The organism is Sphaerisporangium rufum (assembly GCF_016863395.1).
GTDB lineage: Bacteria > Actinomycetota > Actinomycetes > Streptosporangiales > Streptosporangiaceae > Sphaerisporangium > Sphaerisporangium rufum.
This window is the reverse complement of record NZ_BOOU01000091.1, coordinates 1-25,756: the sequence shown is the minus strand read 5'-3', so window position 1 is coordinate 25,756 and position 25,756 is coordinate 1. Positions and strand designations below refer to the sequence as shown.

27 protein-coding genes are annotated in these 25,756 nt (G+C 73.2%); 11 read left to right on the top strand and 16 right to left on the bottom strand.

Features of this window, described 5'->3' with window-relative positions; all coding sequences use genetic code 11:
* Positions 1-35: 35 nt before the first annotated feature.
* The gene (locus Sru01_RS31100; protein WP_203993230.1) at positions 36-578 is read right to left on the bottom strand and encodes a tetratricopeptide repeat protein; all 543 of its coding nucleotides are present in this window, start codon (positions 576-578) and stop codon (positions 36-38) included.
* Between the two features lie 159 nt (positions 579-737).
* Here Sru01_RS31100 and Sru01_RS31095 point away from each other — a divergent pair, with 159 nt between their 5' ends.
* The gene (locus Sru01_RS31095; RefSeq protein WP_203993228.1) at positions 738-1,067 is read left to right on the top strand and encodes a hypothetical protein; all 330 of its coding nucleotides are present in this window, start codon (positions 738-740) and stop codon (positions 1,065-1,067) included.
* Here Sru01_RS31095 and Sru01_RS31090 read toward each other — a convergent pair.
* Positions 1,048-1,890, bottom strand: coding sequence for an alpha/beta hydrolase (locus tag Sru01_RS31090; protein ID WP_203993226.1), 843 nt, complete (start codon positions 1,888-1,890; stop codon positions 1,048-1,050). The genes Sru01_RS31095 and Sru01_RS31090 overlap by 20 nt on opposite strands.
* 99 nt (positions 1,891-1,989) lie before the next feature.
* Here Sru01_RS31090 and Sru01_RS31085 point away from each other — a divergent pair, with 99 nt between their 5' ends.
* Complete coding sequence (locus tag Sru01_RS31085) at positions 1,990-2,451, top strand: MarR family transcriptional regulator (RefSeq protein WP_239137892.1); 462 nt, start codon at positions 1,990-1,992, stop codon at positions 2,449-2,451.
* Between the two features lie 15 nt (positions 2,452-2,466).
* Here Sru01_RS31085 and Sru01_RS31080 read toward each other — a convergent pair whose 3' ends face one another.
* From Sru01_RS31080 to Sru01_RS31070, 3 genes are read right to left on the bottom strand one after another with little or no spacing between them, the layout of a single operon-like run.
* Positions 2,467-3,144 (bottom strand): TetR/AcrR family transcriptional regulator, encoded by a 678-nt coding sequence (locus Sru01_RS31080; RefSeq protein ID WP_239137891.1) that lies wholly within the window; start codon positions 3,142-3,144, stop codon positions 2,467-2,469.
* A gap of 31 nt (positions 3,145-3,175) precedes the next feature.
* Complete coding sequence (locus Sru01_RS31075) at positions 3,176-4,918, bottom strand: SDR family oxidoreductase (protein WP_203993221.1); 1,743 nt, start codon at positions 4,916-4,918, stop codon at positions 3,176-3,178.
* Between the two features lie 30 nt (positions 4,919-4,948).
* Positions 4,949-6,154 (bottom strand): CapA family protein, encoded by a 1,206-nt coding sequence (locus Sru01_RS31070; RefSeq protein ID WP_239137890.1) that lies wholly within the window; start codon positions 6,152-6,154, stop codon positions 4,949-4,951.
* A gap of 211 nt (positions 6,155-6,365) precedes the next feature.
* Here Sru01_RS31070 and Sru01_RS31065 point away from each other — a divergent pair, with 211 nt between their 5' ends.
* Both Sru01_RS31065 and Sru01_RS31060 read left to right on the top strand, forming a co-directional pair.
* On the top strand, positions 6,366-6,971 hold the full coding sequence (locus Sru01_RS31065; protein ID WP_239137889.1) for an HD domain-containing protein: 606 nt from the start codon (positions 6,366-6,368) through the stop codon (positions 6,969-6,971).
* Between the two features lie 64 nt (positions 6,972-7,035).
* Positions 7,036-7,962, top strand: coding sequence for a Rieske (2Fe-2S) protein (locus tag Sru01_RS31060; RefSeq protein WP_239137888.1), 927 nt, complete (start codon positions 7,036-7,038; stop codon positions 7,960-7,962).
* Between the two features lie 22 nt (positions 7,963-7,984).
* On the opposite strand, the gene Sru01_RS31055 is transcribed toward Sru01_RS31060, so the two are convergent.
* The 4 genes from Sru01_RS31055 to Sru01_RS31040 all read right to left on the bottom strand — a co-directional run bounded on the left by Sru01_RS31055 (position 7,985) and on the right by Sru01_RS31040 (position 10,901).
* A complete protein-coding gene (locus Sru01_RS31055; RefSeq protein WP_239137887.1) occupies positions 7,985-8,233 on the bottom strand; it encodes a DUF8836 family protein in 249 nt (82 codons plus the stop codon).
* A 12-nt stretch (positions 8,234-8,245) separates the two neighbouring features.
* On the bottom strand, positions 8,246-9,004 hold the full coding sequence (locus Sru01_RS31050; protein WP_373869559.1) for a sulfite exporter TauE/SafE family protein: 759 nt from the start codon (positions 9,002-9,004) through the stop codon (positions 8,246-8,248).
* A gap of 78 nt (positions 9,005-9,082) precedes the next feature.
* A complete protein-coding gene (locus Sru01_RS31045) occupies positions 9,083-10,003 on the bottom strand; it encodes an SPFH domain-containing protein (RefSeq protein WP_203993217.1) in 921 nt (306 codons plus the stop codon).
* 103 nt (positions 10,004-10,106) lie between these two features.
* A complete protein-coding gene (locus Sru01_RS31040) occupies positions 10,107-10,901 on the bottom strand; it encodes an ABC transporter ATP-binding protein (protein ID WP_203993215.1) in 795 nt (264 codons plus the stop codon).
* A gap of 133 nt (positions 10,902-11,034) precedes the next feature.
* On the opposite strand from Sru01_RS31040, the gene Sru01_RS31035 reads away from it, so the two are divergent.
* Entirely contained in the window at positions 11,035-11,769 is a 735-nt protein-coding gene (locus tag Sru01_RS31035; protein WP_203993213.1) for an Rv1486c family protein, read from the top strand.
* A gap of 60 nt (positions 11,770-11,829) precedes the next feature.
* On the opposite strand, the gene Sru01_RS31030 is transcribed toward Sru01_RS31035, so the two are convergent.
* Both Sru01_RS31030 and Sru01_RS31025 read right to left on the bottom strand, forming a co-directional pair.
* A complete protein-coding gene (locus tag Sru01_RS31030; RefSeq protein WP_239137886.1) occupies positions 11,830-12,492 on the bottom strand; it encodes a response regulator in 663 nt (220 codons plus the stop codon).
* A gap of 37 nt (positions 12,493-12,529) precedes the next feature.
* The gene (locus tag Sru01_RS31025) at positions 12,530-13,663 is read right to left on the bottom strand and encodes a GAF domain-containing sensor histidine kinase (protein ID WP_203993211.1); all 1,134 of its coding nucleotides are present in this window, start codon (positions 13,661-13,663) and stop codon (positions 12,530-12,532) included.
* A 134-nt stretch (positions 13,664-13,797) separates the two neighbouring features.
* Between Sru01_RS31025 and Sru01_RS31020 the strand changes: the two genes are divergently transcribed.
* The 4 genes from Sru01_RS31020 (at position 13,798) to serB (ending at position 17,793) form a co-directional block, all read left to right on the top strand.
* Positions 13,798-14,484, top strand: a complete 687-nt coding sequence (locus Sru01_RS31020; RefSeq protein WP_203993209.1) for an SDR family NAD(P)-dependent oxidoreductase — start codon at positions 13,798-13,800, stop codon at positions 14,482-14,484.
* Positions 14,481-15,503, top strand: a complete 1,023-nt coding sequence (locus tag Sru01_RS31015) for an S-adenosylmethionine:tRNA ribosyltransferase-isomerase (protein WP_203993207.1) — start codon at positions 14,481-14,483, stop codon at positions 15,501-15,503. The genes Sru01_RS31020 and Sru01_RS31015 overlap by 4 nt, the downstream gene beginning before the upstream one ends.
* Before the next feature lie 306 nt (positions 15,504-15,809).
* Complete coding sequence (locus Sru01_RS31010) at positions 15,810-16,373, top strand: hypothetical protein (protein WP_203993205.1); 564 nt, start codon at positions 15,810-15,812, stop codon at positions 16,371-16,373.
* Between the two features lie 205 nt (positions 16,374-16,578).
* Positions 16,579-17,793 (top strand): phosphoserine phosphatase SerB, encoded by a 1,215-nt coding sequence (gene serB, locus Sru01_RS31005; RefSeq protein WP_203993203.1) that lies wholly within the window; start codon positions 16,579-16,581, stop codon positions 17,791-17,793.
* Between the two features lie 6 nt (positions 17,794-17,799).
* Here serB and Sru01_RS31000 read toward each other — a convergent pair whose 3' ends face one another.
* From Sru01_RS31000 to Sru01_RS30985, 4 genes are all read right to left on the bottom strand, one after another.
* Positions 17,800-18,291 (bottom strand): SixA phosphatase family protein, encoded by a 492-nt coding sequence (locus tag Sru01_RS31000; protein WP_203993201.1) that lies wholly within the window; start codon positions 18,289-18,291, stop codon positions 17,800-17,802.
* 128 nt (positions 18,292-18,419) lie between these two features.
* On the bottom strand, positions 18,420-20,756 hold the full coding sequence (locus Sru01_RS30995; protein WP_203993199.1) for a sodium-translocating pyrophosphatase: 2,337 nt from the start codon (positions 20,754-20,756) through the stop codon (positions 18,420-18,422).
* Between the two features lie 685 nt (positions 20,757-21,441).
* A complete protein-coding gene (locus tag Sru01_RS30990) occupies positions 21,442-21,912 on the bottom strand; it encodes an ATP-binding protein (protein ID WP_203993197.1) in 471 nt (156 codons plus the stop codon).
* Positions 21,913-21,914: 2 nt separating this feature from the next.
* Positions 21,915-22,265: an STAS domain-containing protein gene (locus Sru01_RS30985; protein ID WP_114029683.1), complete on the bottom strand. Its 351-nt coding sequence runs from the start codon at positions 22,263-22,265 to the stop codon at positions 21,915-21,917.
* Positions 22,266-22,420: 155 nt separating this feature from the next.
* On the opposite strand from Sru01_RS30985, the gene sftH reads away from it, so the two are divergent.
* Both sftH and Sru01_RS30975 read left to right on the top strand, forming a co-directional pair.
* The gene (gene sftH, locus Sru01_RS30980; protein WP_203993195.1) at positions 22,421-24,742 is read left to right on the top strand and encodes a DEAD/DEAH box helicase; all 2,322 of its coding nucleotides are present in this window, start codon (positions 22,421-22,423) and stop codon (positions 24,740-24,742) included.
* Positions 24,717-25,193: a VOC family protein gene (locus Sru01_RS30975; protein ID WP_203993191.1), complete on the top strand. Its 477-nt coding sequence runs from the start codon at positions 24,717-24,719 to the stop codon at positions 25,191-25,193. Before sftH ends, Sru01_RS30975 begins: the two co-directional genes overlap by 26 nt.
* 84 nt (positions 25,194-25,277) lie before the next feature.
* On the opposite strand, the gene Sru01_RS30970 is transcribed toward Sru01_RS30975, so the two are convergent.
* Positions 25,278-25,493, bottom strand: a complete 216-nt coding sequence (locus tag Sru01_RS30970) for a hypothetical protein (protein ID WP_203993188.1) — start codon at positions 25,491-25,493, stop codon at positions 25,278-25,280.
* Between the last annotated feature and the right edge of the window lie 263 nt (positions 25,494-25,756).

The following is a 25,756-nucleotide window of genomic DNA, read 5'->3' as shown; positions in this document are numbered from 1 at the left end:
TGGCCGGCGAAGCACGGAGGGACGGACCGGCCGCGTCAGCGGGGCGCGTCGAGCAGCGCGTCCAGGTCGTCCTCGGGCAGGCCGAGGTCGACGCGGATGCGGTATCGGGTGCGCAGCAGGGCGTCCCGGGTGCTGCCGGAGCCGGCACCGGCCAGGGCGAGGCCCTCGGTCGCCCACTCGTGGGCCCCGGCCAGATCACCGTAGGCGAGCAACGTCTCCGCCACGTGCAGTGCCGTGCCGGCGTCGGCCCGGCCGTCCGCCTTGATCGACTCGACCAGTCGCCGGGCCTCGGCCGGGCGGTCCAGCTCGAACAGCGTGTCGGCGATGCCCGCCCGGGGATCGACGGTCACCTCGCCGCCGTCGTCCAGGGCCCGCTGGAACGATTCCAGGGCGCGGGCCGGCTGGCCCGCCTGCCGCCACTCCTCCGCGGCCAGCACGAAGATCGCCGCCCGGGACACGTCACCCGACGCGTATCCGTGCGCCAGCTCGTCGAGCCGCGCTGCCAGAGCCCCGTGATCGTCGTTCAGGAGGACCTGTTCGAGCAGACGATCAAGCTGCTCTCGCGTCACATGTGCCACAGGACGAGATTACCGAGCGGCGCTCCACTGTGTGCGGACAACGGCAGGCATTGGTTCGGTACGGGTTTGTATACATATGCCCACCCGCTGCGTGTCGCGCGGGCCACCCGGGCATGAGCAGGGCGCCTGGAATCGCGCCCGCCGTGCTAAGGAGCCGCGATGGACCTGTCCTGGCAGACGGCCGTGAGCCTGTCGTGCGCCGCCATCGTCGCCGCCGTCGTCCCCGGAACCATCGGTTACACCACGGCCCGGCTGGAACGGGCCGACCGGCAGCAGGCGGAGATCATGCGCTTGCGCGCCGAGGTACGGGCGGCGCGTACGAGCGGCGGCCAGGCGGCGACCGGTTGCCGGGAGGGCGGCCAGGACTCCACCCGGGGCCGGCGGCCCGCGCCGGAGGGCCCCCCGGCGGGGTGGCCGGGCCGGCCGCCCGCGCTGTGGCCACCGGGCGCCCGGACCGGCCGGTCACCGCTCACCCCGGCACGCCGATGACGTCGAGCAGCCGGCGGGTGAAGGCCTTCGGCCGCATGGTCAGCCCGTTGTGCCCGCCAGGGAACTCGGCGAGCTCGGTGCCCAGCAGGCGGGCGATCTCGGCGGCGCACCGGTGGTCGAAGAAGTCCCGCGCGGTGGTGTGACCGGCGGCCGGGACCACCCGGACCGGCCCGCCGCGCAGCGTGGCCAGCGCGCCGGCGTCCAGCCGGCAGGTCCGCACGGCGGGCAGGTCGTGGGTGAACAGGAACTTCATGTTGGCGATCCGCTCCGGCGACAGCGGGGGCGGCAGCTCCACCTCCGGCTCGCGGTCGTCGTACCCGGCACCGGTGGCCTCGGCGAGCTTCTTGAACGCGGCGGCCCACCCCTCCTCGCGGAAAGTGGCCTCCAGGTCGAGCAGCACGCGCTCGGCCCGGGCCCGCTCCGGCCCGGGCAGCACCCCGAGGGCGGGCGGCTCGTGGGTGACCAGTGTCGCCACCTGATCGGGATGCGCGGTGGCCAGGACCAGCCCGACGAGCCCGCCGAAGCTGGAGCCGAGCAGCGTGGCCGGCTCGCCGGTGACCGCCGCCAGCAGGCGGTGGACGTCGTCGGCGTGCGTCTCGATGGTGATCGGTGGCATCGGTTCGTCCACCGTGCTCCTCGACAGGCCCCGGCGGTCGTAGGTGAGCATGGTGTAGCGGTCGCGCAGCTCGCGGACCAGCGCGGCGGTGCGGCCGGCGTCGCCCTCGCCGCCCTGCAGGACCAGCAGCAACGGCCCGGAGCCGCACAGCTCGTAGTACAGCCGGGCGCCCGGTACCGCCAGCGTGGCCCGCTTGGTGCTCTCCATGATCGCCTCCTGTGACAGGGCAGTATCCAACCATCCATGACGATACATCTTTTTGAATACATCTTCTAGGATTTATTCGTCTGTATGTATCGTGGGAGTGTGAACGGAGTTGAGCTGTTCCTCCTCGGCCGGACGCTGATGAAGATCGGCGAAGAGGCGATCCCACGCGAGGGAATCGGCGAGTGGACCACCAGCGTCCGCACGGTGGTGATCGTGCTGCTCGACGTGGTCGAGCACGACAACAGCTCGATCGGCGAGATCGCCGCCCGGACCGGCCTGCCGCAGAGCCGGGTCTCCGAATCGGTCGCGCGGCTGCGCCAGGGCGGGTCGGTGCTGACGTTTCCCGACCCCGCCGACCGGCGCCGGATGCTCGTCCGGCGCGCGCCGGAGATGTCGGCGCGCGTCGCGGTGGTGGCCGGCACTCCGGTGGACGGCGCGGTGGCGAGCGCCATCGGCACCGCCGAACCGGCCCGGGTCACCGAGATCGTCGAGCTGCTGGAGCGGCTGGCCGGGCTGCTCACCCCCGAGGCGATCGCCCGGTTGCGCGCGCCGCGCCGCTGAACGCGCCGGCCCGGCTCAGCCCGCCACCGGGTGCCCCTGGCCGGCGGCGCGGGAGCCCAGCTGGCTGGACAGATACTCGCGGATCAGTCGCTTGGCCTCGCGGATCAGCGACGCGGCCCCGGCCTGGTCGCGGCGGAAGGCCAGCGCCAGCACCGCGCCGCCCGCCTCCACCGCGACGGTGAGGTTCAGGTCGAGCTGCTCGCTGTCGGCCATGCCGAACTCCTCCAGCAGCAGCCCGCGCAGCCGCCCGGCGATGACGGTGTTGTTCTCCGCGACCGAGTCGAGCAGGTTGAGATCGACGGCGTCGCCGAACCGCAGCGACCGGAAGCCGGGCACCGTGCGGTGCATGTCGACGTACTCGTCGATGATCGCGTCCACCGCGTGCCACCAGCCGGTGTACTCCTCCTCCATGAACCGGCGGCCGACCCGGGCGATGAACAGCTCGACGTTGCGCTGGGTGAGCGCCTGGGTGATGGCCCGCTTGTCCGGGAAGAACTGGTACACCGAGCCGATCGCGACGCCGGCCCGGGCGGCGATCCGGGTGGTGGACAGGGTGTCGTACCCCACCTCGTCCAGCAGCTCGGCGCAGGCGTCGAGCATGCGCTCCACCCGCCGGGCGCTGCGGCGCTGCGTCGGCTTGCGGCGCAGCGGCTTGGACACGTCTTCGCAGGGGTCGATCGGCAGGCCGGGCACACATTCATCTTGCCCTGCCCGCGCCGGGCCGTCAGTCCTTCGCCGCCGGACGTCCCATATCGGTCCGGTCCGGCCGCCCGGCCCGCCGGAGGAGCTCGGGCCGCCCCAGCCGGGCCAGCCGCCGGGTGAGCCCGGGCGAGATCCGGGACAGCGCGTAACCGAACCGGCCCTCGGCGTTCACCGGGACCACCGCGAGGTTGCGGTGCACGGCCCGCAGGATGTGCGCGGCGACCCGCTCGGGCGGGTAGCCCCGCGCGGCCACCGCCCGCTCGCTCAGCCCGCGGTCCACCCCGCGGTAGGTCGCGTTCCGCGCGACGCCGGTGGAGACGAAGCCCGGACAGATCGCGGTGACTCCGATGTCCTGCCCGGCCAGCTCGGCGCGCAGGCAGTCGCTGAGCATCTTCACCGCCGCCTTGGTGGTCGAGTAGGCGGGCAGCACCCGGGTGGGCATGAAGGCGGCCACCGAGGCGACGTTCACGATGTGACCGCCCTCCCCCCGGTCGGCCATCTGCCGGGCGAACAGCCGGCAGCCGTGCACGACGCCCCACAGATTGACGTCGATCAGCCGCCGCCAGTCGGCCACCTCGTGGTCCAGGAAGGCGCCGGCCACCGCGAGGCCGGCGTTGTTGACCACGATGTCGGGCGTGCCGTACCGGTCAAGGACCTCCCGGGCGAAGCGCTCCATCTCCTCGGCGGACGACACGTCCACCCGCTCGGCGTGCCCGGTGCCGCCGCGCGCGGTGATCCCCGCGACGGTGTCGCGGGCGGCGGCCAGGTCGATGTCGGCGCAGACGACCTCGGCGCCGTGCGCGGCGAACGCGCGCGCGGTCGCCCGGCCGATGCCGTCGCCCGCTCCGGTGACCACGACGAGCCGCCGGTCGAACGGCCCGCCGGCCTCTCCGGCCCGCGACCGGCGCAGCTCCCGCGACGGCGCGGCGCCCGCACCGGTGTACCGGGCGAACTCGGCGATCATGCGGGCGACGGTGGCCGGGTGGCTGCGCTGCGCCCAGTGCCCGGCCGGGATCGTCCGGCGCCACACCTGGGGGGCCGCCCGGTCCAGCGCCTGGACCAGCGGCCGGGAGATGAACCGGTCGCGCCGCGCCTCGATCACCTGCACCGGGACGTCGACCTGTCCGGGCCCGGCCGCCCGGGCCGAGGTGTTGGCCCGGTACAGCGCCAGGCCGCGGGCACCGTCGGCGGGCAGCGTGGCCGCCGGGTCGCCCTCGCGCGGCTCGATGCCCTCCGCCACCCGGGTGAGGGCCACCAGGCGGGGCAGGAACGTGCGCCAGGCCAGCTCGGGCACCACCGGCATCCGGAAGGCGGTGATGTACCAGGAGCGCAGCGCCTGCCCGGCGACCTCGCGCCGGCCGCCGGTCCGGAGGAACTCCGACCACTGGGCCAGGCCGGGACCGCTCAGCGAGGTGAACGACAGCAACCGGCCGGGCAGGCGCGCGGCCGCCGCCCAGCCCTGCACCGACCCCCAGTCGTGGCCGACCAGGTGCACGGCCGACTTTCCCACCGCGTCCAGCACGGCGGCGAGATCGTCCACCAGCCGGTCCAGCCGGTATCCGCCGATGCCGGCCGGCGCGGACGACTCCCCGGCGCCGCGCACGTCGTACCGCACGACGTGGAACTCCGGTTCGAGCAGGCCGGCGACCTCGTCCCACACCCGGTGGGTGTCGGGGTAGCCGTGCACCAGCAGGACCGTGGGGTTCGCCGGGTCACCCTGCTCGCGCAGCGCCAGCCGTACGTCACCGGTGTCGATGGACCTCATGCCCGGGCGCATACCCGCCCGGTGGCCGCCCTACCGCTCGGCGCTCAGCCCGGCGCAGCCGCGCAGGCTCTCCCAGCCGGCCACCGCCTGGGCACGCCCGGTGCCGGTGAGCGGGATCGGGATGCCGCCGGTGATCCGCGCCGGCGTCCAGCGGTCCTTGAGGACCTTGCGCCCGTTGATCGTCAGGGTGAGCACGCCGGTGGCGCCGGTCTGCGGGCCGGAGTTGTAGAAGACGAAGTTGCCCATCCCGTAATTGACGTAGCCGTTGCGCAGGTATCCGCTGCCCAGCAGGATGTGCGCGTGGCCGCCGACGATCACGTCGGCGCCGGCCGCCAGGAGTTTCGGGGCCAGCGAGCGCTGCGCCGGGTTCGGGCACTTCTGCAGCTCGGTACCCCAGTGCAGGTGCACGATCACGGTGTCGGCGGTGCGCCGGGCCTGCCGGACGGCGCTCAGCAGCCGCGGCTCGTCCTTGGCGGAGGCGAGGCCGCCCTTGGTGGCGGTGGCCGTCCAGGACTGGATGAACTCCGAGTCGAGCACCTGGGTGGCGCCGATGATGGCGACCCGGTTGCCGTTCACCGTCTTGCGGAACGGCTTGTAGGCCTCCGCGGCGTTGCGGCCGATGCCGACGACCGGGAACCGGCTGCGCCGGATGGCCGCCAGGGAGTCGCGCAGGCCGCTCTGCATGTAGTCCATGCCGTGGTTGTTGGCCATCGAGGCGACGTCCACTCCGGCGCCGCGCAGCGCGGCGAGCGCGCTCGGCGGCGCGCGGAAGGTGAACTGCTTGCCGGGCGCGGGCGTGCCGCCGGTCGTGATGGCGGTCTCCAGGTTGACCATGGCCAGGTCGGCCTTGCGCAGCACCGAGGCGATCGGCCCGAGGGCGGTCCGCGGGTTGGCCAGCCGGCCGCGCAACACGCCCTCGAAGTGCGTGTCGCCGCCGAACGCGATGGTGAACGGCTTGCGCTGCCGGGCCGTGGGCCGCGCCTGCTGCGGGCTGCCGGCCGAGGTGGAGGCGGAGGCGCCGGTGCGGCCGGTCTCGGGAGTGGACGACCCGGCGGCCGAGCAGGCGACGACCGGACCGGCCCCGAGGGAGAACGCGGCCAGCACGGCGCCGGCGCGCCGTGCGGGGACGGCGAACGACCGGCCGCGCACCAGGACGGGGCGGCCCCGGACCGCGCGGCCGGGCGGCCGCGGCGGATCGGCGGGTGAGGGGGCCGGCGGGACGGGGTGCGTAGTCATCGTGACTAGAGCATGCCACCTTCCGTCCGGAGATGGGGGGTGCCACCCCGTACGCTCGCTATCCGGTGACTCGCAGCGTTCGCCGGATCGGGTGCCCGGCGGCGTGATGCCTGGGCCAGGGGCGTTTCGGCGGGTCGGGCGGGGCGGCCGATCGGCACCCGGCGGGGTCGCGACGACAAATCCTGACACTGACGGTAATAGGCTGTGGCAAGTGACCACCGTGCCCGATAAGGAACGGCTGCCGGCCCAGGCCGGTTTCGTCGTGGAGATCGACAAGCTCAAGCGGGTGCTCCGCAGGAACACCTTGATGGACGGCTCCCGCCGGGAGAACGACGCCGAGCATTCCTGGCATCTCGGCATGATGGCCATGGTGTTCGGCGAGTACGCGCCCGAAGGCACCGACCTGGACCGCGTCATCGCCATGCTGCTGGTGCACGACATCGTGGAGATCGACGCCGGCGACACGTTCATCTACGACACCCTGGCCGTCGAGCTCCAGGAGAAGGCCGAGCGGGCGGCGGCCGACCGGATCTTCGGGCTGCTGCCCGCCGGCCAGACCGCCACGCTGCGCGGGCTGTGGGAGGAGTTCGAGGAGCGCCGGACGCCGGAGGCGAGGTTCGCCAAGGCGCTCGACCGGCTGGCGCCGATGCTGGCCAACCACCACAACGAGGGCGGCAGCTGGGTACGTCACGGGGTCACGGCCCGGCAAGTGATGGAGAAAGTCCAGATCATCCGGGAGGGATCACCGGCCCTGGGCGACTACGCCGCCGAGCTCGTCAGGCTCTCGGTGGCCCGGGGGCACCTGACGCCCGCGTAGCCGACCGCCGGTGTTCTCTCCGGCTCCGGGAGGGTAGGCCTCCTAGGGCGAGAGGGGGCAAAAGGTGAAAGAAACGTCTAAGTCCATCAGCCCGCGGCGCCGCACGCTGCGGGGAAGCATGACGCTGCCGACCCGGTTCACCGACCGCATCGAGCATCTGCGGGCCATGGATCGGGTGTTCACTCCCCTCGCCAAGACGATCAGACGCCGGCTCCCGCCGGGGAGCACCCTGCGCGACCTGCTGCACGGCGTCCCCGCCGGGCATCCCCTGCATCCGGTGCTCGCCACCGTCAGCCTCGGCTGCTTCACCGCCACCGCGGTGCTGGACGCGATCGACGCCGACCCGCGGGCCACCAAGGCCGTCCTGGTCACCGGGATCGCCGGCGCGGTGCCGGCCGCCGCCGCCGGGGCCACCGACTGGTCGGTGCTGCACCTGGAGCAGCAGCGGGTCGGCTTCGTGCACGCGCTGGTCAACGCGGCCGCGCTCGGGCTCTACTCGGCCTCCCTGCTCGCCCGGCTGGCCGGCGACCACCGGACCGGCAAGGCGCTGGCCTTCGCCGGACTGGGCGCGGCCGGAGTCGGCGGCTACCTCGGCGGGCACCTGGCCTACCGGATGGCGGCCGGACCGACGCACGCCGAGCCGACCACCCATCTGGTGCCGCTCGGCTGGCACGACCTGTGCCGGATCTGGGACCTTCCCGACGGCCGCCCGGTGTCCCGCCGGCTCGGCTACATCCAGCTGTTCGTATTGCGGCACGGCGCCCAGGTCAAGGTGCTCGCCGACCGTTGCTCGCACCTGGCCGGCCCGCTGCACCAGGGCCGGCTGAAGGTGGAGGACGACGAGGCCTGCGTGGTCTGCCCGTGGCACGGCAGCACCTTCCGGCTGGAGGACGGCGCGGTCGTGCACGGCCCGGCCACCGCGCCGCAGCCGTCCTTCGAGGTCAGCGTGCGCGGCGACGGGATCGTGCAGGTCCGCCCCCGCCAGGCCTGACCGGCGGGCCGGCGGGCCCGGTTCAGTCGTCGCCGCGGCCGTCCGCCGGGTGCTCCACCAGGGCGAGTATCCGGCTGGCCATGAACCGGGCGGTGCGCACCGGCGTGCCGCTCCTGGTCACCTCGCTGACCTCGACCAGGCCGCGCCGGGTGGCGACGTCGACCCGGCGGCCGGCCTTGGTGGCCACCACCTCGTAGGTGCGCGGGGATCCGCCGCCCGCGTCAATGACGATTTCGACCCGGTCACCCTTCATGCCCAGGTAGATACCCACCTATCCGAGCGATCATCCGTACACCAGTTTGACGATCGCCACGACGCCGACCACGACGATCAACGCGCGCAGCACCCGGGCCGGCAGCCGGCGGCCCAGCCGCGCCCCCAGATAGCCGCCGATCATCGTGCCGATCGACACCAGCAGCACCGACCACCAGTCGACCGGCGCGATCAGCGCGAACAACACGGCGGCCGAGCCGTTCACCAGCAGCGACAGCAGGTTCTTGGCCGCGTTCACCCGCTGCAGGCCCTCGTCGAGGAAGATGCCGAGCAGCCCGATGAGCACCACGCCCTGGGCGGCGCCGAAGTAGCCGCCGTACATGCCGGCCAGCAGGACGCCGAGCCACAGCCACGGCCCGCCGTGCGGATGCGGGCGGTCCTGCCGGGCGGACAGGTAGGCGTTCAGCCGGGGCTGCACCACCACCAGCACGCAGGCCAGCGCGATCAGCACCGGCACGATCACCTGGAAGGCCCGGGCCGGCAACCAGAGCAGCAGCAGGCCGCCGGCCAGCGAGCCGAGCACCGAGGCGACGCCCAGCCGCAGCAGCCGGCCGCGCTGGCCGGCCAGTTCCTCCCGGTAGCCGAGCACGCTGGTCACGCCACCGGCCACCATGCCGATGTTGTTGGACACGTTGGCGACGATCGGCGGGTGCCCGAAGGCGAGCAGCGTCGGGAAGGTGATCAGCGAACCGGAACCGACGACGGCGTTGATGGCGCCCGCGGCGATGCCGGCCGCGAGCACCGCGGCCATCTCGATCGGCGCCACCATCTTCCCCGCCCCCGTCCCTTTCGGCCGGACCGGTCCGATGCTAAGGGGCGGCGCCCCGCCCGCCGCCCGCCGGGTGGGTCAGCCGGCCGGCGGCGCCTGCTCGGGGCGGGCGAACAGGCCGCCGAGTCCCTCCAGCGCCTTGCCCATCTCCGAGGGGACGATCCACACCTTATTGGCGTCGCCCTTGGCGATCTCCGGCAGGGTCTGCAGGTACTGGTAGGCGAGCAGATGCTGGTCAGGCTTGCCCTCGTGGATGGCCCGGAACACCATGGCGATCGCGTCCGCCTGCCCCTTGGCCCGCATGGCCTGCGCCTCGGCGTCGGCCTGGGCGCGCAGCACGGCGGCCTCCGCCTCGCCGCGCGCCCGCAGCACCGCCGCCTGCCGCTCGCCCTCGGCGGTCAGGATGGCCGACTGCTTGTGGCCTTCGGCCGACAGGATCGAAGCGCGCTTGTCGCGGTCGGCCCGCATCTGCTTCTCCATCGAGTCCTGGATGGAGGCGGGCGGGTCGATGGCCTTGAGTTCCACCCGGTTCACCCGGATCCCCCAGCGCCCGGTGGCGTCGTCGAGCACCCCGCGCAGCTCGGAGTTGATCTCCTCCCGCGAGGTGAGCGTCCGCTCCAGGTCCATGCCGCCGACCACGTTGCGCAGCGTGGTGACGGTCAGCTGCTCGACACCGGTCAGGAAGTTCGCGATCTCGTAGGTCGCCGCCTTCGGATCGGTCACCTGGAAGTAGATGACCGTGTCGATCGAGACCACCAGGTTGTCGGAGGTGATCACCGGTTGCGGCGGGAAGGAGACGACCTGCTCGCGCAGGTCGACCACCGTCTTCACCGCGTCGACGAACGGCACGACGATGTTCAGCCCCGGCCCGAGGGTGCGGTGGTAGCGGCCGAGCCGCTCGATGATGAAGGCCTGGGCCTGCGGCACTATGCGAATGGTCCGGTATAACGCGAACCCCACGGCGGCCACCACGGCCAACGCGACGACGAGCTGAGTCATGAGCAAACTCCGACCGGAACGAGACGATCCCCTGGCCGGAATGCTATTTGGTTTCCCTTTACCTGTCCGGAGACCGGCCGGATGAGTAAGGAACCGGCCGGCCTCAGCCGGGCAGCGCCCGGGCGTACCAGCGGCCGTCGCTGCTGCGCTCCAGGCTGAGCGGCACCCCGAACGTGCGGGAGAGATTGTCGGCGGTCATCACGTACTCGATCGGCCCCTGGGCCACCACCGAGCCGTGCCGCAGCAGCAGCACGTGGGTGAAGCCGCTCGGCACCTCCTCCACATGGTGGGTCACCAGCACCATGGTCGGCGCCGCCGCGTCGTAGGCCAGCGCCGACAGCCGGCGCAGCAGGTCCTCCCGGCCGCCGAGGTCCAGGCCGGCCGCGGGCTCGTCCAGCAGCAGCAGCTCGGGGTCGGGCATCATCGCCCGCGCGATCTGCACCCGCTTGCGCTCGCCCTCCGACAGCGTGCCGAACTTCCGGCGGATCAGGTGCGCGCAGCCGAGCTGGTCGATGAGCTCCACCGCGCGGGTCACGTCGCCGGAGTCGTACTCCTCGTTCCACCGGCCGAGGATGGCGTAGGACGCGGTCAGCACCAGATCGATGACCTTCTCGTCCGGGGGCACCCGCTCGGCGACCGCCGCGCTGGCCAGGCCGATGCGCGGCCGCAGGTCGAAGACGTCGGTCTGGCCGAGCCGCTCGCCGAGGATCTCCACCGAGCCGTCGCTGGGATAGAGCAGGGCCGACGCGACCTGCAACAGCGTGGTCTTCCCCGCGCCGTTCGCACCGATCACGACCCAGCGCTCGTCCTCCTCGACGGTCCAGTCGATGCCCCGCAGCAGCGCGGCGCCGTCCCTGCGCACGGCGACGTCCTGGAGCCGAAGCACCTGACCACCCATCGCGTGTACCTCCTGACGTGTCGACCGCGACCGCCCCGGTGCCCCAGGTCGGCGCCGTCCCATCGGGAAGCCGCCTCCCCGAGAGCCCTTGCGGGTCAAACCTATTGCAGCGTCACCGCATATCGTGGTCCGGGTGCACCCCGATTCACCGATCTCCGGCCCGCTGGTCTCCTGGGGCAACGCCTGGCTCGCCGGGCACACCGGCCTGGACGCCGCCGTCGACCGGGTGGAGCGGGCCGGCGGCCCGCAGATCGTGGCCGAGCCCGGCGCCGAACGCCCGCTGCGGGCCGTCCTGGCCGAGCTGCGCGTCGAGGGCATGACCGCGCTGCGGCTGGCCCTGCCGGCCGCCGGCGACCCGCTCGGGCTGACCGGCCCGGCCGCCTTCACGATGGCCGCCGTGGACGCCGGCCAGGCCGTCACCGCCGTGCTCCCCGGCCGCTGCGTCGGGCTGGTGCCCGCCCCCGACCGGCGCGGGTCGTCCTACGCGGGCATCCGCTGGACGGCGATGGACGCCGACCCCGCGCCGCCGGACGTCCCGGCGCTGGCCGAGGCCGAGCACGCCCTGACCGGCGCGATGCGCGCGGCCGCCGAGGCGCTGGCCGGGGTGGACGGCCCGCCCGCCGGCCGGCCGCGGCTCGGCGGCGACGAGGGCCTCGCACCCGGCTACCCCGCCCGGGCACACCGGGTCGCCGCACTGGCCGCCCGGCTGGCCGCGGTGCTGGCGGCGGCCGGGGAACGCGGGGTCACCTCCCGGCAGCTCGCCACGAGCGGCGCCGCGCTGCGCGAGCTGGACCGCGCGGTGCGGCGGGCGCGGGTGGCGGCACACAACGCCGTCCTGGAGCCCCGGCACGCCGCCGGCGAGCGCTGAGGGCGGCCGCCGGACGCCGGCCGGCCGGCTCGGTACCGGACCGCCGCCGAGGGCACGGGCTCAGGCCAGGCCGTGCCGCACCGCGTACAGCGCGGCCTGGGTCCGGTCCTGCACGCCGAGCTTCATCAGCACGTTGGAGACGTGCGTCTTGACGGTCTTCTCCGCGACGGACAGCTCGCGGGCGATCTCCCGGTTGGACCGGCCCGACGCGATCAGCGTGAGCACCTCGCGCTCCCGCTCGGTCAGCACCGCGACCGCCGCCGGCGCGGCGCCCGGGTCCGGGCCGCCCGGCGCGGGCGGGCCGGCCAGCATGGCGTCGGCCGCCTCCGGCGCGAGCAGCACCTGGCCGGCGTGCACCGCGCGGACCGCCTGCACCAGCGCCGCCGGGTCGACGTCCTTGTACAGGAAGCCGGCCGCCCCCGAGCGCATGGCCGGGGCCACGTCCGCCCGGTCGCTCACCGAGGTCAGCACCACCACCCGTACCCGCAGGCCGCGCCCGCTCAGCTCGCGCAGCGTGCCCAGGCCGTCCAGCACCGGCATCCTGAGGTCGAGCAGCAGCACGTCCGGATCGAGCGCGGCGGCCAGCTCGACCGCCTCGGCCCCGTCGGCGGCCTCCCCGACGACCCGCAGGTCGTCCTGGAGGTCGAGGAACGTGCGCAGGCCCTGACGGACCACCGGATGATCGTCGGCGACCAGCACCCGGATCGGGTGCGGCGCGCTCACCGGGCCACCCGCCGGGCACCGGACCGTCGCGGCCGGCTCACGCGGGCACCTCCAAGCGGACCGTCGTACCGGCACCGGGGGCCGAGTGCACGCTCAGCACCCCGCCGGCCGCCTCGGCCCGGTCCCGCATGGAGGCCAGCCCGAGCCCGCGCAGGTCCGGCGCGTCCGGCTCGAACCCGACGCCGTCGTCGCGCACCTCCAGCGTCAGGGACGACCCGGCCGCGGCCAGGCGCACCTGGACCGCGCCGGCGCCGGCGTGCCGCAGCGCGTTGTGCACGGCCTCCTGCGCCACCCGCAGCACGGTCACCTCGGCCTCCGGCGGCGGGTCGCCGATCCGGCCGGCCGTGAACGTGATCGCCGCCGGGTGCAGCCGGTCGAGCAGGCCGACGTGCTTGCGCAGCGTCTCGGCCAGACCGTGCCGGTCCAGGTCGGCCGGGCGCAGCTCGACGATCACCGCCCGCAGCTCGGCCAGCGCCTCCCCGGCCAGCCGCTGCACCCGGTCCAGCTCGGCGGCGGCGCGGGCGGGATCCGCGGCGACCAGCGCGGCGGCGGCGCGGGCGGTCAGCCGCAGCGAGAAGAGCTTCTGGGTGACCGCGTCGTGCAGATCGCGGGCCATCCGGGTGCGCTCCTCGACCACCGTGAGCTCGCGGCTCCGCTCGTACAGCCGGGCGTTGGTGATGGCGATCGCGGCGTGCGCGGCGAACAGGGTGAGCAGGTCCTCGTCCTCGCGGGTGAACCCGCCCGGGGCCCGCTTGTTGGACAGGAAGATGATGCCCAGCACTTCATCGGCGTCCCGGATGGGCACCCCGATGAAGTCCTTGAGCACCGGGTGGACGCTCGGCCAGCCGTCGAAGCGCGGATCCTGGCGGATGTCGGCCAGCCGCACCGGCTCGGTGTACCGCAGCATCGCGGCCAGCATGCCGTGCTGGCGCGGCAGCCGGCCGAGGGCCGCCCACTGCCGGTCGCTCACCCCCTCGGCGACGAACTCGGCGAACGAGCCGTCCTCGTCCGGCACGCCGAGCGCGGCGTACCTGGCGCCGAGCAGCCGCCCGGCCGAGCGGACGATCACCTGGAGCACCTCGCGCACCGACAGGTGCCGGGTCACCGCCAGCACGGCGGAGCTCACCGCGTGCAGCACGGCGTCGCGGTCGGTGCCCGGAGTCGTGGTCACCCGGTCACTGTACGGCCGGCCCGGCCGGAGCGCCCGGGGCCCTGGTCCTAGCGGCGGTCCTAGGCCGATGAGCCGAGACCGGGCCGGTCGCCGGCCCGATGCCGGGCGGGCCGGGCGCTCCTAGCGTCGGAGCCATGACGAACGACACCGCAGCCATCCCCCGGCGCACCGCGCTGGTCACCGGCGCGTCGCGCGGCCTCGGCCTCGCCCTGGCCCGGGCGCTGGCCGGCGACGGCTGGAATCTGATCATCACGGCCCGGGGCGCCGACGACCTGGAGAAGGCCGCGGCCGAGAGCGGGGCCACCGCGCTGGCCGGCGACGTCGCCGACCCCGCGCACCGCGAGCGGCTGGCCCGGGCGGCCGGCGAGCTGGGCGGGCTGGACCTGCTGGTCAACAACGCCTCGACGCTCGGCGCCGTCCCGCTGCCGGCGCTGGCCTCCTACCCCGCGGACGCGTTGGCCGGTGCCTTCGCCACCAACGTCATCGCACCGCTGGGCCTGGTGCAGGCCACGCTGCGCGGTCTGCGGGAGCGGCGCGGCGCGGTGATCAACGTCTCGTCCGACGCGGCGGTGCGGGCCTACGAGGGCTGGGGCGGGTACGGCGCGACCAAGGCGGCGCTCGAACTGCTGTCCGGCGTGCTGGCGGTGGAGGAGCCGGACGTCGCGGTCTGGTGGGTGGACCCCGGGGAGATGCGCACCCGCATGCTGGCGGACGCGGTCGGCGAGCAGGAGGCGGCCGGCGCGGCGGACCCGGACACGGTGGCGCGCTTCCTGGTGGACCTGGTCGGCCGCCGGCCGGCGAGCGGGCGGGTGACCAGGTGATCACCTTCGACCTGCCGGCCGCCCGCGAGGCCCACGAACCACCCGAGGCCCGCGGCCTGCCCCGGGACGGCGTGCGCCTCATGGTGTCGGCCACCGACTCCGGGGTGATCACCCACCACGCCTTCACCGAGCTGCCGGAGCTGCTGCGGCCGGGTGACGTGCTGGTGGTGAACGACTCGGCGACGCTGCCCGCCGCCGTCCCGCTGGACCGGCTCGCGGTGCACTTCTCCACCGAGCGCGACGACGGCAGCTGGCTGGTGGAGCTGCGCCGCCGGTCCGGCGGCGCCACCGTCCCGTATGCGGGCGGCGAGCCGGGCGAGTGGCTGCCGCTGCCCGGCGGGGCGACGCTGCGGCTGATCGGCCGCGAGACGCCCCGGCTGTGGCGGGCCGTCCTGGACCGGGACGTGCCCGGGTACCTGGCCGGGCACGGCCGGCCGATCCGGTACTCCTACGTCGGCCGGGACTGGCCGCTGTCGGCCTACCAGACGGTCTTCGGGACGCGGCCGGGCAGCGCCGAGATGCCGAGCGCCGGGCGGCCGTTCAGCGCGGAGCTGGTGGCCGCGCTCGCCGCCCGGGGCGTGCTGATCACGCCGATCACCCTGCACACCGGGGTGGCCTCCCCCGAGAAGGACGAACCGCCCTACCCCGAGCGGTTCGCCGTGCCACCGGCCACGGCGGACCTGGTGAACTCGGCGGCCGGCCGGGTGGTCGCCGTGGGCACCACGGTCGTGCGCGCGCTGGAGACGGCGGCCCGCTCGGGGACGGTGCGGCCGATGGAGGGCTGGACCTCGCACGTGGTGTCCCCGGCCGTGGGGGTGCGCGCGGTGCACGGGCTGGTCACCGGCCTGCACGAGCCACGATCCAGCCACCTGATGATGCTGACGGCCATCGCCGGGACCGACCTGCTGGCCCGCTCCTACCAGGAGGCGCTGCGCGAGCGGTACCTGTGGCACGAGTTCGGCGATTTGCACCTGATCCTGCCGGACGCCGCGCCGGCCCGGCCACCGCGGGCCGGGTGACGTGGGCGCGGCCCGGTCACCGGGCATCCGGGCACCGCGCCGGCGCGCGCCGGCGGCGGCGGGCGGCGTCCGGCCGGTCGTCCTCGCGCTGCTGATCGGCGGTCCTGCGCCGGATTAATAGCTTTATGTCCATCAATATCCGTTATACCAGCGCACTGTATAGAATAGTTATCGAAGCGGGAAATTAAGGCTGGAGTATTTGCCGATCACTGCGGCATTTATTGGATAAAGTCCACGTCAGGCTGCGCCAACCATGCCCCAACTTGGCCCCAGCCGATAAATGTCGTTTCACTAAGGGAGTCACCCATGCGCCGGCACCTCTCCTCCATCGCCGCCCTCGCGCTGGCCGGTTCGCTGGCCGGCACCGCGCTCGCCGCCCCGGCGGGTGCGGCCGCCGCCGATACCGGCCCGGCGGCCACGCTCACCACCGCCACCGCGTCCTCCCCGCAGTCGCCGCTGGACACCCGGATCCGGTGGAACAAGACGGTACGGCGCGGCGGCACCATCACCTACGAGTTCAAGAGCACCAACAAGGGTGAGTGGCCCACCGACCTGGCCGGGATCTCGGGCATCCTGCCGGCGGGCATCAGCAAGGCCCGGGTGGTCGGCAAGTCGTCCGCCACCGAATGCGCGGTCGACCGGCACCAGGTGTTCTGCATCTATGGGCAGCTCGCGCCGGGGCGCTCCACCTCGGTCAAGGTGCGCGTATGGCTGAAGAAGAGCACCAAGGGGACCGCGTTGGCCCAGTTCGGCCACTACTCCATCGACGTGCCGGCCGGCGTCGACGTCACCAACGAGGACGAGCTGAACCGCCTGGACGTCCAGGGCCAGGTGGACTACAAGTTCTTCAAGACCAAGATCGTTCGCTGATCATCTTTCCGGCCCTCCCCGCCGGGACGATCGTTCACCAGGCGGCCACCGGTTCCACCGGGGCCGCCTTCGGTGTCTCACCCGGCGTCCGGTGAGGTGCGCGTACGCCGTGGCCGGCCGGCGGGACACCCCGAGATGACCATCGCGTGTCCGGATGGTGAACCGCCCGCACGTCCGGTCGGGGCGATGGGTAGCGTTGTCCGCGATGAAGCAACGCACGCTTTTGATCACCCTGACCGGGCCGGACCGGCCCGGCGTGACGGCCCGGCTGTTCACCGTGCTGTCCGGCTTCCCGGTCGACGTCGCGGACGTGGAGCAGGTCGTCATCCGCGGCCGGCTGATCCTCGGCGTGCTGGTCGCCTACTCCGGCGGGCCGCCCACCGGCACCGGGGGCACCATCGGCGCGATGTGGGCCGCCGTCGAGCGGGTCGCCGAGGACCTCGGCATGGAGGTCGAGCTGTCCACCGGCACCGACCTGCAGGAGAAGCGGCGCCGGGGCCGCCTGCACGTGACGGTGCTGGGCAGCCCGCTGCAGCCGGCCGCGCTGGCCGGCATCGCCGGCCGCATCTCGGCCGCCGGCGCCAACATCGACCGCATCGAGCGGCTGGCCCACACCCCGGTCATCTGCATCGAGCTGGCCATCTCCGGCGCCGATCCGGCGCTGCTGCGCACCGCGCTGGCCGCCGAGGCCGTCCTGCAGCAGGTGGACGTGGCGGTGCAGCGCTCCGGGCTGCACCGGCGGGCCAAGCGCCTGATCGTCATGGACGTCGACTCCACCCTCATCCAGGGCGAGGTCATCGAGCTGCTCGCCAAGCACGCGGGCAACATGGCGGAGGTCGAGCGCATCACCACGGCCGCCATGCGCGGCGAGCTCGACTTCGCCGCCTCGCTGCGCGAGCGGGTGGCGCTGCTGAAGGGCCTGCCCGAGGAGGTCTTCGACCGGGTCCGCAAGGAGGTCGTCCTTACCCCGGGCGCGCGCACGCTGGTGCGCACGCTCAAACGGCTCGACTACCACTTCGCGATCGTCAGCGGCGGGTTCACCCAGATCACCGACTCGCTGGTCGCCGAGCTCGGCATCGACTACTCGGCCGCCAACACCCTGGAGGTCGTGGACGGCGTGCTGACCGGGCGGGTGTGCGGCGAGATCGTGGACCGCGCGGGCAAGGCCCGCGCCCTGGAGCGCTTCGCCCGCGACGCCGGCATCCCGATCAGCCAGACCGTGGCGATCGGCGACGGCGCCAACGACCTGGACATGATCTCCGCCGCCGGGCTCGGCATCGCGTTCAACGCCAAGCCGGTGCTCCGCCAGGCGGCCGACGCCACGGTCAACGTCCCCTACCTGGACGCCATCCTGTACCTGCTCGGCATCTCCCGCGCCGAGGTGGAGGCCGCCGACGCCGAGGACCCTCAGCCGGGCTGAGCGGCCTCAGGGCCGGCCGGGGGCCCAGCGGGTGACCAGCCGGCCCTCCCCGGGGCCTAGAGCGGCCCAGCCGGGCGTCCGCAGCACCGCGAAGGCACCGGGCGGGAAGCCGTCGCCGTCCCGCGTCATGGTGAGGTTGCCCACCAGCTCCTGCACACCGGGATTGTGGCCGACGAGCAGCAGCGTGCCGACCTCGTCACCGGTCCGGCCGATCAGGTCGAGCAGCTCGTCGGCGTAGGCCTGATAGATCTCGCCTTCCGTCCACACCGGCGGCTGTCCGGCCAGCACGGCCAGGGCCAGCTCCGCCGTGCGCCGGGTCCGCGCGGCCGGCGAGCACAGCACCAGATCCGGCACCAGGCCGAACCCGCGCAGTGCCTCGCCCGCCCGCCCGGCGTCGCGCTCGCCGCGCCCGGTGAGCGGGCGCTCCCGGTCGGCGAGCCCGGGCACCTCGGCGGCCTTCGCGTGCCGCAGCACGATCAGCGTCTTCACGTGGACCATCCTCTCGCCCCCTCGACCCCCTCGACGCGCGCCGGCCGCCGCGCGGGATCGCGCGGCGGCCGGCGGAACCGAGTGGACCTGGCCGCCCGCCGGCGCCGGTGAACCGGCGCGCGACGGGCGGCCGGCCGTCAGCTCGACACCTTCTCCGGCACCACCTGCTCGGCGGTGTCGCCACCGCTCGGCGCGATGCTGACCGAGCGGCGCTTGGAGATCACCACGGCGCCGACGACGATCGCCACCGCCACCACGGTGACGCCGATCCGCAGCACGGCGTTGTCGGCGTAGGTCACCACGGCCGGTGCGATCAGCAGGGCCACCAGGTTCATGACCTTGATCAGCGGGTTGATCGCCGGGCCCGCGGTGTCCTTGAACGGGTCGCCGACGGTGTCGCCGATGATGGTCGCCTCGTGGGCCGCCGACCCCTTGCCGCCGTGGTGCCCGTCCTCGACGAGCTTCTTGGCGTTGTCCCAGGCACCGCCGGAGTTCGCCAGGAAGACCGCCATCAGGGTGCCCGCGGCGATCGCGCCGGCCAGGTAGGCGCCGAGCGGCGCGTAGCCGAGCGCGAAGCCGACCGCGATCGGCGTCAGCACCGCCAGCAGGCCCGGGGTGGCCAGCTCGCGCAGCGAGTCACGGGTGCAGATGTCCACCACCCGGCCGTAGTCGGGCAGCTCCTTGCCGGTCATGATGCCGGGCTTGGTGCGGAACTGCTCGCGGACCTCGAGCACCACCCGGCCGGCGGCGCGGCCGACCGCGCTGACGGCCAGACCCGAGAACAGGAACACCACCGAGGCACCGATGATCAGGCCGACCAGCACGTTCGGCGCGTCCACGCTCAGGCTGAAGGTGCTGAACGACTGCAGCGCGTCCTTGACCCCCTGGCTCGCCTTGGCCAGCTCGCTCTCCACCGCGGTGCGGAAGGAGCCGAACAGCGCGGTGGCGGCGAGCACGGCGGTCGCGATCGCGATGCCTTTGGTGATCGCCTTGGTGGTGTTGCCCACCGCGTCCAGCGAGGTGAGGATGCGGGCACCCTCGCCCTCCACGTCGCCGGACATCTCGGCGATGCCCTGGGCGTTGTCCGACACCGGGCCGAACGTGTCCATGGAGACGATCACGCCGACCGTGGTGAGCAGGCCGGTACCGGCCAGGGCGACGGCGAACAGCGCCACCGTGACGTTGCCGAAGCCGAGTAGGAAGGCCCCGTACACCGCGCCGCCGATGAGCAGCGCCGAGTAGACCGCCGACTCCAGGCCGACCGAGATGCCGGACAGGATGACGGTGGCCGCTCCGGTCTTCGAGCTCTCGCCGATCTCGCGGACCGGGCGGCGGTTGGTCTCGGTGAAGTACCCGGTGAGCACCTGGATGGCGCTGGCCAGCACCAGACCGATCAGCACCGCGCCGATCGCGATCAGCCGCGGGTCGGAGCTGAGCTGGGCGATTTCGCCGCTCACCCCGGTGAGCTGGGAGAACGAGCTCGGCAGGTAGATGAACGCCGCGACGGCCACCAGGACCGCCGAGATGGCCGCCGAGATGAAGAAGCCACGGTTGATCGCGGCCATGCCGTTGCGGTCGCCGGCGCGCGGGGCGGTGGCGAAGATGCCGATGATCGCGGTGAGCACACCGATCATCGGCACGATCAGCGGGAAGACCAGGCCCTCGGTACCGAAGGCCACCCGGCCCAGGATCAGGCTGGCCACCAGCATGACCGCGTAGGACTCGAACAGGTCGGCCGCCATGCCGGCACAGTCACCGACGTTGTCGCCCACATTGTCGGCGATCGTGGCGGCGTTGCGCGGGTCGTCCTCGGGGATGCCCTGCTCGACCTTGCCGACCAGGTCGGCACCGACGTCGGCCGCCTTGGTGAAGATGCCGCCGCCGACTCGCATGAACATGGCGAGCAGCGCGGCTCCGAAGCCGAAGCCCTCCAGCACGCTCGGCGCGTCACCCTTGTAGGCGAACACCACGATCGCCGCGCCCAGCAGGCCCAGGCCGACGGTGAACATGCCGGCCACGCCGCCGGTGCGGAAGGCGATCCGCATCGCGACCTTCTCGCCGGACTCCCGGGCGGCGGCGGCGACCCGGACGTTGCCCCGGACGGCCAGCCACATGCCCATGAAACCGGTCAGCGCGGAGAACGCGGCACCGACCACGAAGAAGACCGACCGGCCGATGGCCACCCCGGTCGACTCCGCCGGCAGCAGGAACAACAGGAACGGGATGACCACCACGAAGACGGCCAGCGTCCTGAACTGCCGCGTCAGGTAGGCGGCGGCGCCCTCCTGCACGGCCCGGGCGATCTGCTGCATCCGCTCGGTGCCCTGTCCGGCGGACAGCACCTCGCGTACCAGGCCACCGGCCACGGCAAGCGCGATCAACGCGACCGCGGCCACCACCACGACGATGGTGAGATGGGTACCGCTAAGAGAAACCGCTGCGGTGTCGTCAGCGGCCAGATAGAGCCTAGACATCCGTCCTCCTCGGCCAGACGGGTAGGTCCAAAGCCCAGAACGCGCTGCGAAATCACTCGGGGGGGCGGCGCGCATCCGAGCTGGATTGGCAGTGCCGCTTCCGGTAACGTCCGCAGACCTTCCCGCAGGGCGTCGTTGATCTGCGGGGACAAAACCTTGGCCGGTGCCGGGAGTCTACGCAGGCCCGAGCCAGATATGAAGCCTCTTCCCGCAGGTGGTCAGCCTTCTGTCCGTTCCCTGGCGGCGGTTCGGCCGGCGCTACCTGCTTTTCCCGCTGCTCCACGCGGTGACGTCCGCATTACGGACATCCGGTTATTGCCGAATTATTGTCATTTCGTGACGAAGATCCGGTCGAGGTCCCGGCACGATCGGCGACGCGGAGGCCGGTGAATTCTGGAACCGTCCGGCGGCATCCGGGACCCGCCCGGGGCGTTGCGGGAGGGGTGTCCAGGGAGTCGGCGCGCGGGCGCGTCCGGCAGGGGGTCGGCGCGGGGCGTGCCCGGCGGGGAGTCGCGGCGCTGGACGGCGCGACGACCTTCGAAGGTGCGCTCGCGCTCGGCCGGCGCATCCCCGGGCGGCCCCGGCCCACCCGGTGGCGCCGGCGGGCGCCCGTCCAAGGGCGAGCGCGACGACGGCCCCCTGCCTGCGATGATGTCAAGGGCCCGGCACCCGCCGGGACGGCCGGTCAGGCCGTGGCGAGACCGGTGGTGGCGGCGGGCCAGCTCATCTTGATCCGCAGCCCCTTGCCGCTCGGGTACACCTCGACGTCGTCGGCGAGCGCGGCGATCACCGCGATGCCGAACCCGGACATCAGCGTGTCGGCGGGGAGCAGGCTCGCCAGCGCCGTGCCGTTGACCGGCGTGGGCGGCCCGTCCTCGTCCTTGTACGCCTCTTCCAGGTCGTCGCTCGGCGCGGCATCGGTGACGGTGACCTCGAAGCGGCCCGCCTCGTCGCACAGCTCGATGCGGATGGGCTCGCCGGGGCAGTGAACGCGATGTGCCTCCACTGCCCGCGAACAGGCCTCACCCACGGCGAGCCGCACCTCGTCCAGCAGCGACTCGGCCACGCCGGTACGGCGGGCGATCGCCGTGGCGACCAGGCGCGCCGTACGCACGTGCGCCGGGAGCGCGCTGAACGTCAGCTCGACGGTGGCCATGACTACTTGTCTCGGCCGTGAGCTTCCTTGGCCTCTTCGACCGAGGCGTAGATCCCGAAGACCTTGGTGAGCCCGGTGATCCGGAAGATCTTCAGGATGCGCTCCTGCGTGCAGACCAGCTCCAGGGAGCCGTCATGCGCCCGAACGCGCTTGAGCCCGCCGACCAGGACGCCGAGTCCAGTGGAGTCAAGGAAGTCCACCTTCTCCATGTTCACGAGCAGGTGGAAGTTGCCCTTGTTCACCAGGTCGATCAGCAGCTCTCGCAGCCTCGGCGCAGTATAGACGTCGATCTCACCCTCGACTTCCACGATGGTGAGTCGGTCTTCAGTGTGGTGGTCCAACTTCAGATCCACAGATCCTCCAGCGCCTTGCCTGCCGAGTCGACGACGAGGGGTCTGACATGCTGGGACCCCAAGTCCCAGCGCGCAATACCCTGACGCGCGGCATTCAACCACGCCCCGTCTTCGTGTCTATACGAAACCACGACTCCGGGCCTCTCTCCCCCAAGATGCCAAACTGGAAACCAGTGACAGCGACCACATCTTCATCACAGCGGTCCGAGCCGGTGCTCGCCCGCCTGCTCGCCGTCCCCTCGCGGCGGGAGCGCATCACCCATGTGGAGCACGTTCCCGCACGTCAGGCCGGTGAAGCCCGCTGGCCGGAGTGGGTCGACGAGCTTCTTGTCAGCCGTCTGCGAAATCGCGGCGTGACCGGCCTCTGGGAGCACCAGATCAGTGCCGCCGAGCTGGCGCACCGTGGCCGAAATGTGATCATCTCCACCGGGACGGCGTCGGGAAAATCACTCGCCTACCTGGTGCCCGCCGTGTCAGAGATACTGGCCGGGGGTACCGTGCTCTACCTGACCCCCACCAAGGCGCTGGCCGCCGACCAGCTGCGCGGGGTGCGCGACCTCCGGCTCACCCGGCTGCGCCCGGCCACCTACGACGGCGACACGCCCGCCGAGGAGCGCCAGTGGGTCCGGCGGCACGCGAACTACGTGCTGACCAACCCCGACATGCTGCACCGCTCGATGCTGCCGCACCACTCAGGCTGGTCGTCCTTCTGGCGGCGGCTGAAGATGGTCGTGGTGGACGAATGCCACGGATACCGCGGCGTGTTCGGCTCGCACGTGGCCCAGATCCTGCGGCGCCTGCGCCGGATCTGCGGCAAATACGGGACCGATCCGGTCTTCATGCTGGTGTCCGCCACGGTGAGCGACCCGGCGGCCGCGGCGACGCGCCTCACCGGCCTCGAAATGGCCGAGGTGACCACGGACGCCTCTCCCCGGGGGGCCACCACCTTCGCGCTGTGGGAACCGCCCCTGACCGACCTGCGGGGCGAGAGCGGCGCCCCGGTGCGCCGCACGGTCACCGCGGAGACCGCCGACCTGCTGTCGGACCTGGTGGTGGACGACGTCCGCACCCTCGCCTTCGTCCGGTCGCGCCGCGCCGCTGAGACCGTATCGCTCGTCGCCCGCGGCAACCTTGCGGAGATCTCTCCCGAACTCCCCGCCCAGGTGGCGTCCTACCGTGCCGGTTACCTGGCCGAGGACCGCCGGGTCCTGGAGAAGGCCCTGCGCTCCGGCGAGATCACCGGTCTGGCCACGACCAATGCCCTGGAGCTCGGCATCGACGTCTCCGGGCTGGACGCCGTGCTCATCGCCGGCTGGCCCGGCACCAGGGCGTCGCTGTGGCAGCAGGCCGGCCGGGCCGGCCGCGACGGGCAGGACGCCCTGGCGGTGCTGATCGCCCGGGACGACCCGCTGGACACTTACCTGGTCCACCATCCCGAGGCCCTGTTCGGCCGGCCGGTCGAAGCCATCGTCCTCGATCCGGACAATCCCTACGTACTCGGCCCGCACCTGTGCGCGGCCGCCGCGGAGATCCCGCTCACCGAGTCGGACCTGCCGGTGTTCGGCCCGGCGGCCACCGGGGTGCTGGACGATCTGGTGGCCCGCGGTCTGCTCCGCCGGCGCGCGCACGGATGGTTCTGGACCCGGCGGGAGCGGGCGGCGAACCTGGCCGACATCCGCGGCTCCGGTGGCCCACCGGTGCAGGTGGTGGAGGCGTCCACCGGCCGGCTGCTGGGCACGGTCGACGAGCCGTCCGCGCACACCTCGGTGCACGCCGGGGCCGTTCACATCCACCAGGGCGAGACCTACCTGGTGGAGGCGCTCGATCTGTCCGCGGGCGTCGCCCTGGTCGCCGCGGCCGATCCGGACTACTCGACCTTCGCCCGGGACGTGACCGACATCTCGGTGCTGGAGACCCTGCTGACCGGCCCGTTCGGTCCCGGCGAGCTGAATTTCGGCACGGTCGAGGTCACCCGGCAGGTCGTGTCGTATCTCAAGCGCCGCGTGCAGACCGGTGAGGTGCTGGGTGAGGAGGCGCTCGACCTGCCGCCCCGCACGCTGCGCACCCGCGCCGTCTGGTGGACGCTGCCGGACACGGCGCTGGCCCCGCTGCTCGCCAGCGGGCTGGATCTGGGTGGCGCGGCGCACGCCGCCGAGCACGCCGCCATCGGCCTGCTGCCGTTGTTCGCCACCTGTGATCGCTGGGACATCGGCGGGGTCTCCACCGAGCTGCACCCGGACACCGGCCGGCTCACCGTCTTCGTCTACGACGGGCACGAGGGCGGGGCCGGGTTCGCCGAGCGCGGCCACGCCCGGGCATTAGACTGGCTCGCCGCCACCCGGGAGGCCATCGCCGCGTGCGAGTGCGATCGCGGCTGCCCCTCCTGCATCCAGTCTCCCAAGTGCGGCAACGGCAACGAGCCGCTCGACAAGCACGGAGCCCTGACCCTCCTTGACCTCCTCCTCGCCTCCCGCTGACCGGTCTGGCGGCGACGCCACGCCGCACGCCGCCGACCCCCGGGCCGGCTTTCGGGGGGCTCACCTCGACCTGGTCACGATCGTCGTGCCGGACTACGACGAGGCGATCGCGTTCTTCGTCGGCGCCCTCGGCTTCGAGCTGACCGAGGACTCGCCCGCGCTGACGAACGACGGAAGACCCAAGCGCTGGGTGGTGGTCCGGCCGCCGGGCGGCCGGACGGGCATCCTGCTCGCCCGCGCGGACGGGGCACACCAGGCCACGGCCATCGGGAACCAGGTCGCCGGCCGGGTCGGCTTCTTCCTGCGGGTGGACGACTTCGAGGTGGCCTACCGGCAGCTGACGGAGCACGGCGTCGAGTTCGTCACCGCCCCGCGGACCGAGCCGTACGGCAGCGTCGCCGTCTTCCTCGACGTAGCGGGCAACCGATGGGACCTGCTCGGCCCGCGGTGACGGCCGCCCGGCACACCTGGCGGGCGGCCGGTCCGGCCCCTGCCCGGCGCGCCGGCACCGGAGCCGCGGCCGGATGCCCGAGGCTCACTGGAAGACGATGTGCCACCCGAACCAGGCCAGGAAGCCGATGAAGAGCGCCGAGGCCGCCAGCCTCCAGTGCTTCACCGGGTAGATGCCGAGCCATTCGCGGAGCCGTTCGGAAAGGGTGTCACCCGCCTGCTTGCTGAGCAGTGCCCACGTCTCCAGCACCGCGAACGACCCGACGGTGAGCCCGGCCCACCAGAGCCAGATGGTGTTCATCGCACCGCCACAGCACTCGGCCTCCTGGCATCGGCACGAAATCACGATAGCCGCTCAATCGCCGAACCGCCCGCGCTCGACCGCCCGGGGTTCGACCGCCCGCGCTCGACCGCCCGCGCTCGACCGCCCGGACTCGGCCGCCCGGACTCGGCCGCCCGGACTCGGCCGCCCGGACTCGGCCGCCCGAGCTTGACCGCTCGGGATTCGACCACCCGGGCCTGAACCGCCGATCCACCCCGGCTCCGACCACCCAAGCCTCACCC

Excerpts from the sequence above, each read along its gene's own strand:
- Sru01_RS31045 (WP_203993217.1), bottom strand. The coding sequence starts at position 10,003 with ATGACTCAGCTCGTCGTCGCGTTGGCCGTGGTGGCCGCCGTGGGGTTC.
- Sru01_RS31075 (WP_203993221.1), bottom strand. The coding sequence starts at position 4,918 with ATGAGGTCCATCGACACCGGTGACGTACGGCTGGCGCTGCGCGAGCAG.
- Sru01_RS31090 (WP_203993226.1), bottom strand. The coding sequence starts at position 1,890 with ATGGAGAGCACCAAGCGGGCCACGCTGGCGGTACCGGGCGCCCGGCTG.
- Sru01_RS31000 (WP_203993201.1), bottom strand. The coding sequence starts at position 18,291 with ATGGTCCACGTGAAGACGCTGATCGTGCTGCGGCACGCGAAGGCCGCC.
- sftH (WP_203993195.1), top strand. The coding sequence starts at position 22,421 with ATGCCAAACTGGAAACCAGTGACAGCGACCACATCTTCATCACAGCGG.
- Sru01_RS31050 (WP_373869559.1), bottom strand. The coding sequence starts at position 9,004 with ATGGTGGCGCCGATCGAGATGGCCGCGGTGCTCGCGGCCGGCATCGCC.
- Sru01_RS31070 (WP_239137890.1), bottom strand. The coding sequence starts at position 6,154 with ATGACTACGCACCCCGTCCCGCCGGCCCCCTCACCCGCCGATCCGCCG.
- Sru01_RS30990 (WP_203993197.1), bottom strand. The coding sequence starts at position 21,912 with ATGGCCACCGTCGAGCTGACGTTCAGCGCGCTCCCGGCGCACGTGCGT.
- Sru01_RS31040 (WP_203993215.1), bottom strand. The coding sequence starts at position 10,901 with ATGGGTGGTCAGGTGCTTCGGCTCCAGGACGTCGCCGTGCGCAGGGAC.
- Sru01_RS30970 (WP_203993188.1), bottom strand. The coding sequence starts at position 25,493 with ATGAACACCATCTGGCTCTGGTGGGCCGGGCTCACCGTCGGGTCGTTC.
- serB (WP_203993203.1), top strand. The coding sequence starts at position 16,579 with ATGAAGCAACGCACGCTTTTGATCACCCTGACCGGGCCGGACCGGCCC.
- Sru01_RS31010 (WP_203993205.1), top strand. The coding sequence starts at position 15,810 with ATGCGCCGGCACCTCTCCTCCATCGCCGCCCTCGCGCTGGCCGGTTCG.
- Sru01_RS30995 (WP_203993199.1), bottom strand. The coding sequence starts at position 20,756 with ATGTCTAGGCTCTATCTGGCCGCTGACGACACCGCAGCGGTTTCTCTT.
- Sru01_RS31095 (WP_203993228.1), top strand. The coding sequence starts at position 738 with ATGGACCTGTCCTGGCAGACGGCCGTGAGCCTGTCGTGCGCCGCCATC.
- Sru01_RS31020 (WP_203993209.1), top strand. The coding sequence starts at position 13,798 with ATGACGAACGACACCGCAGCCATCCCCCGGCGCACCGCGCTGGTCACC.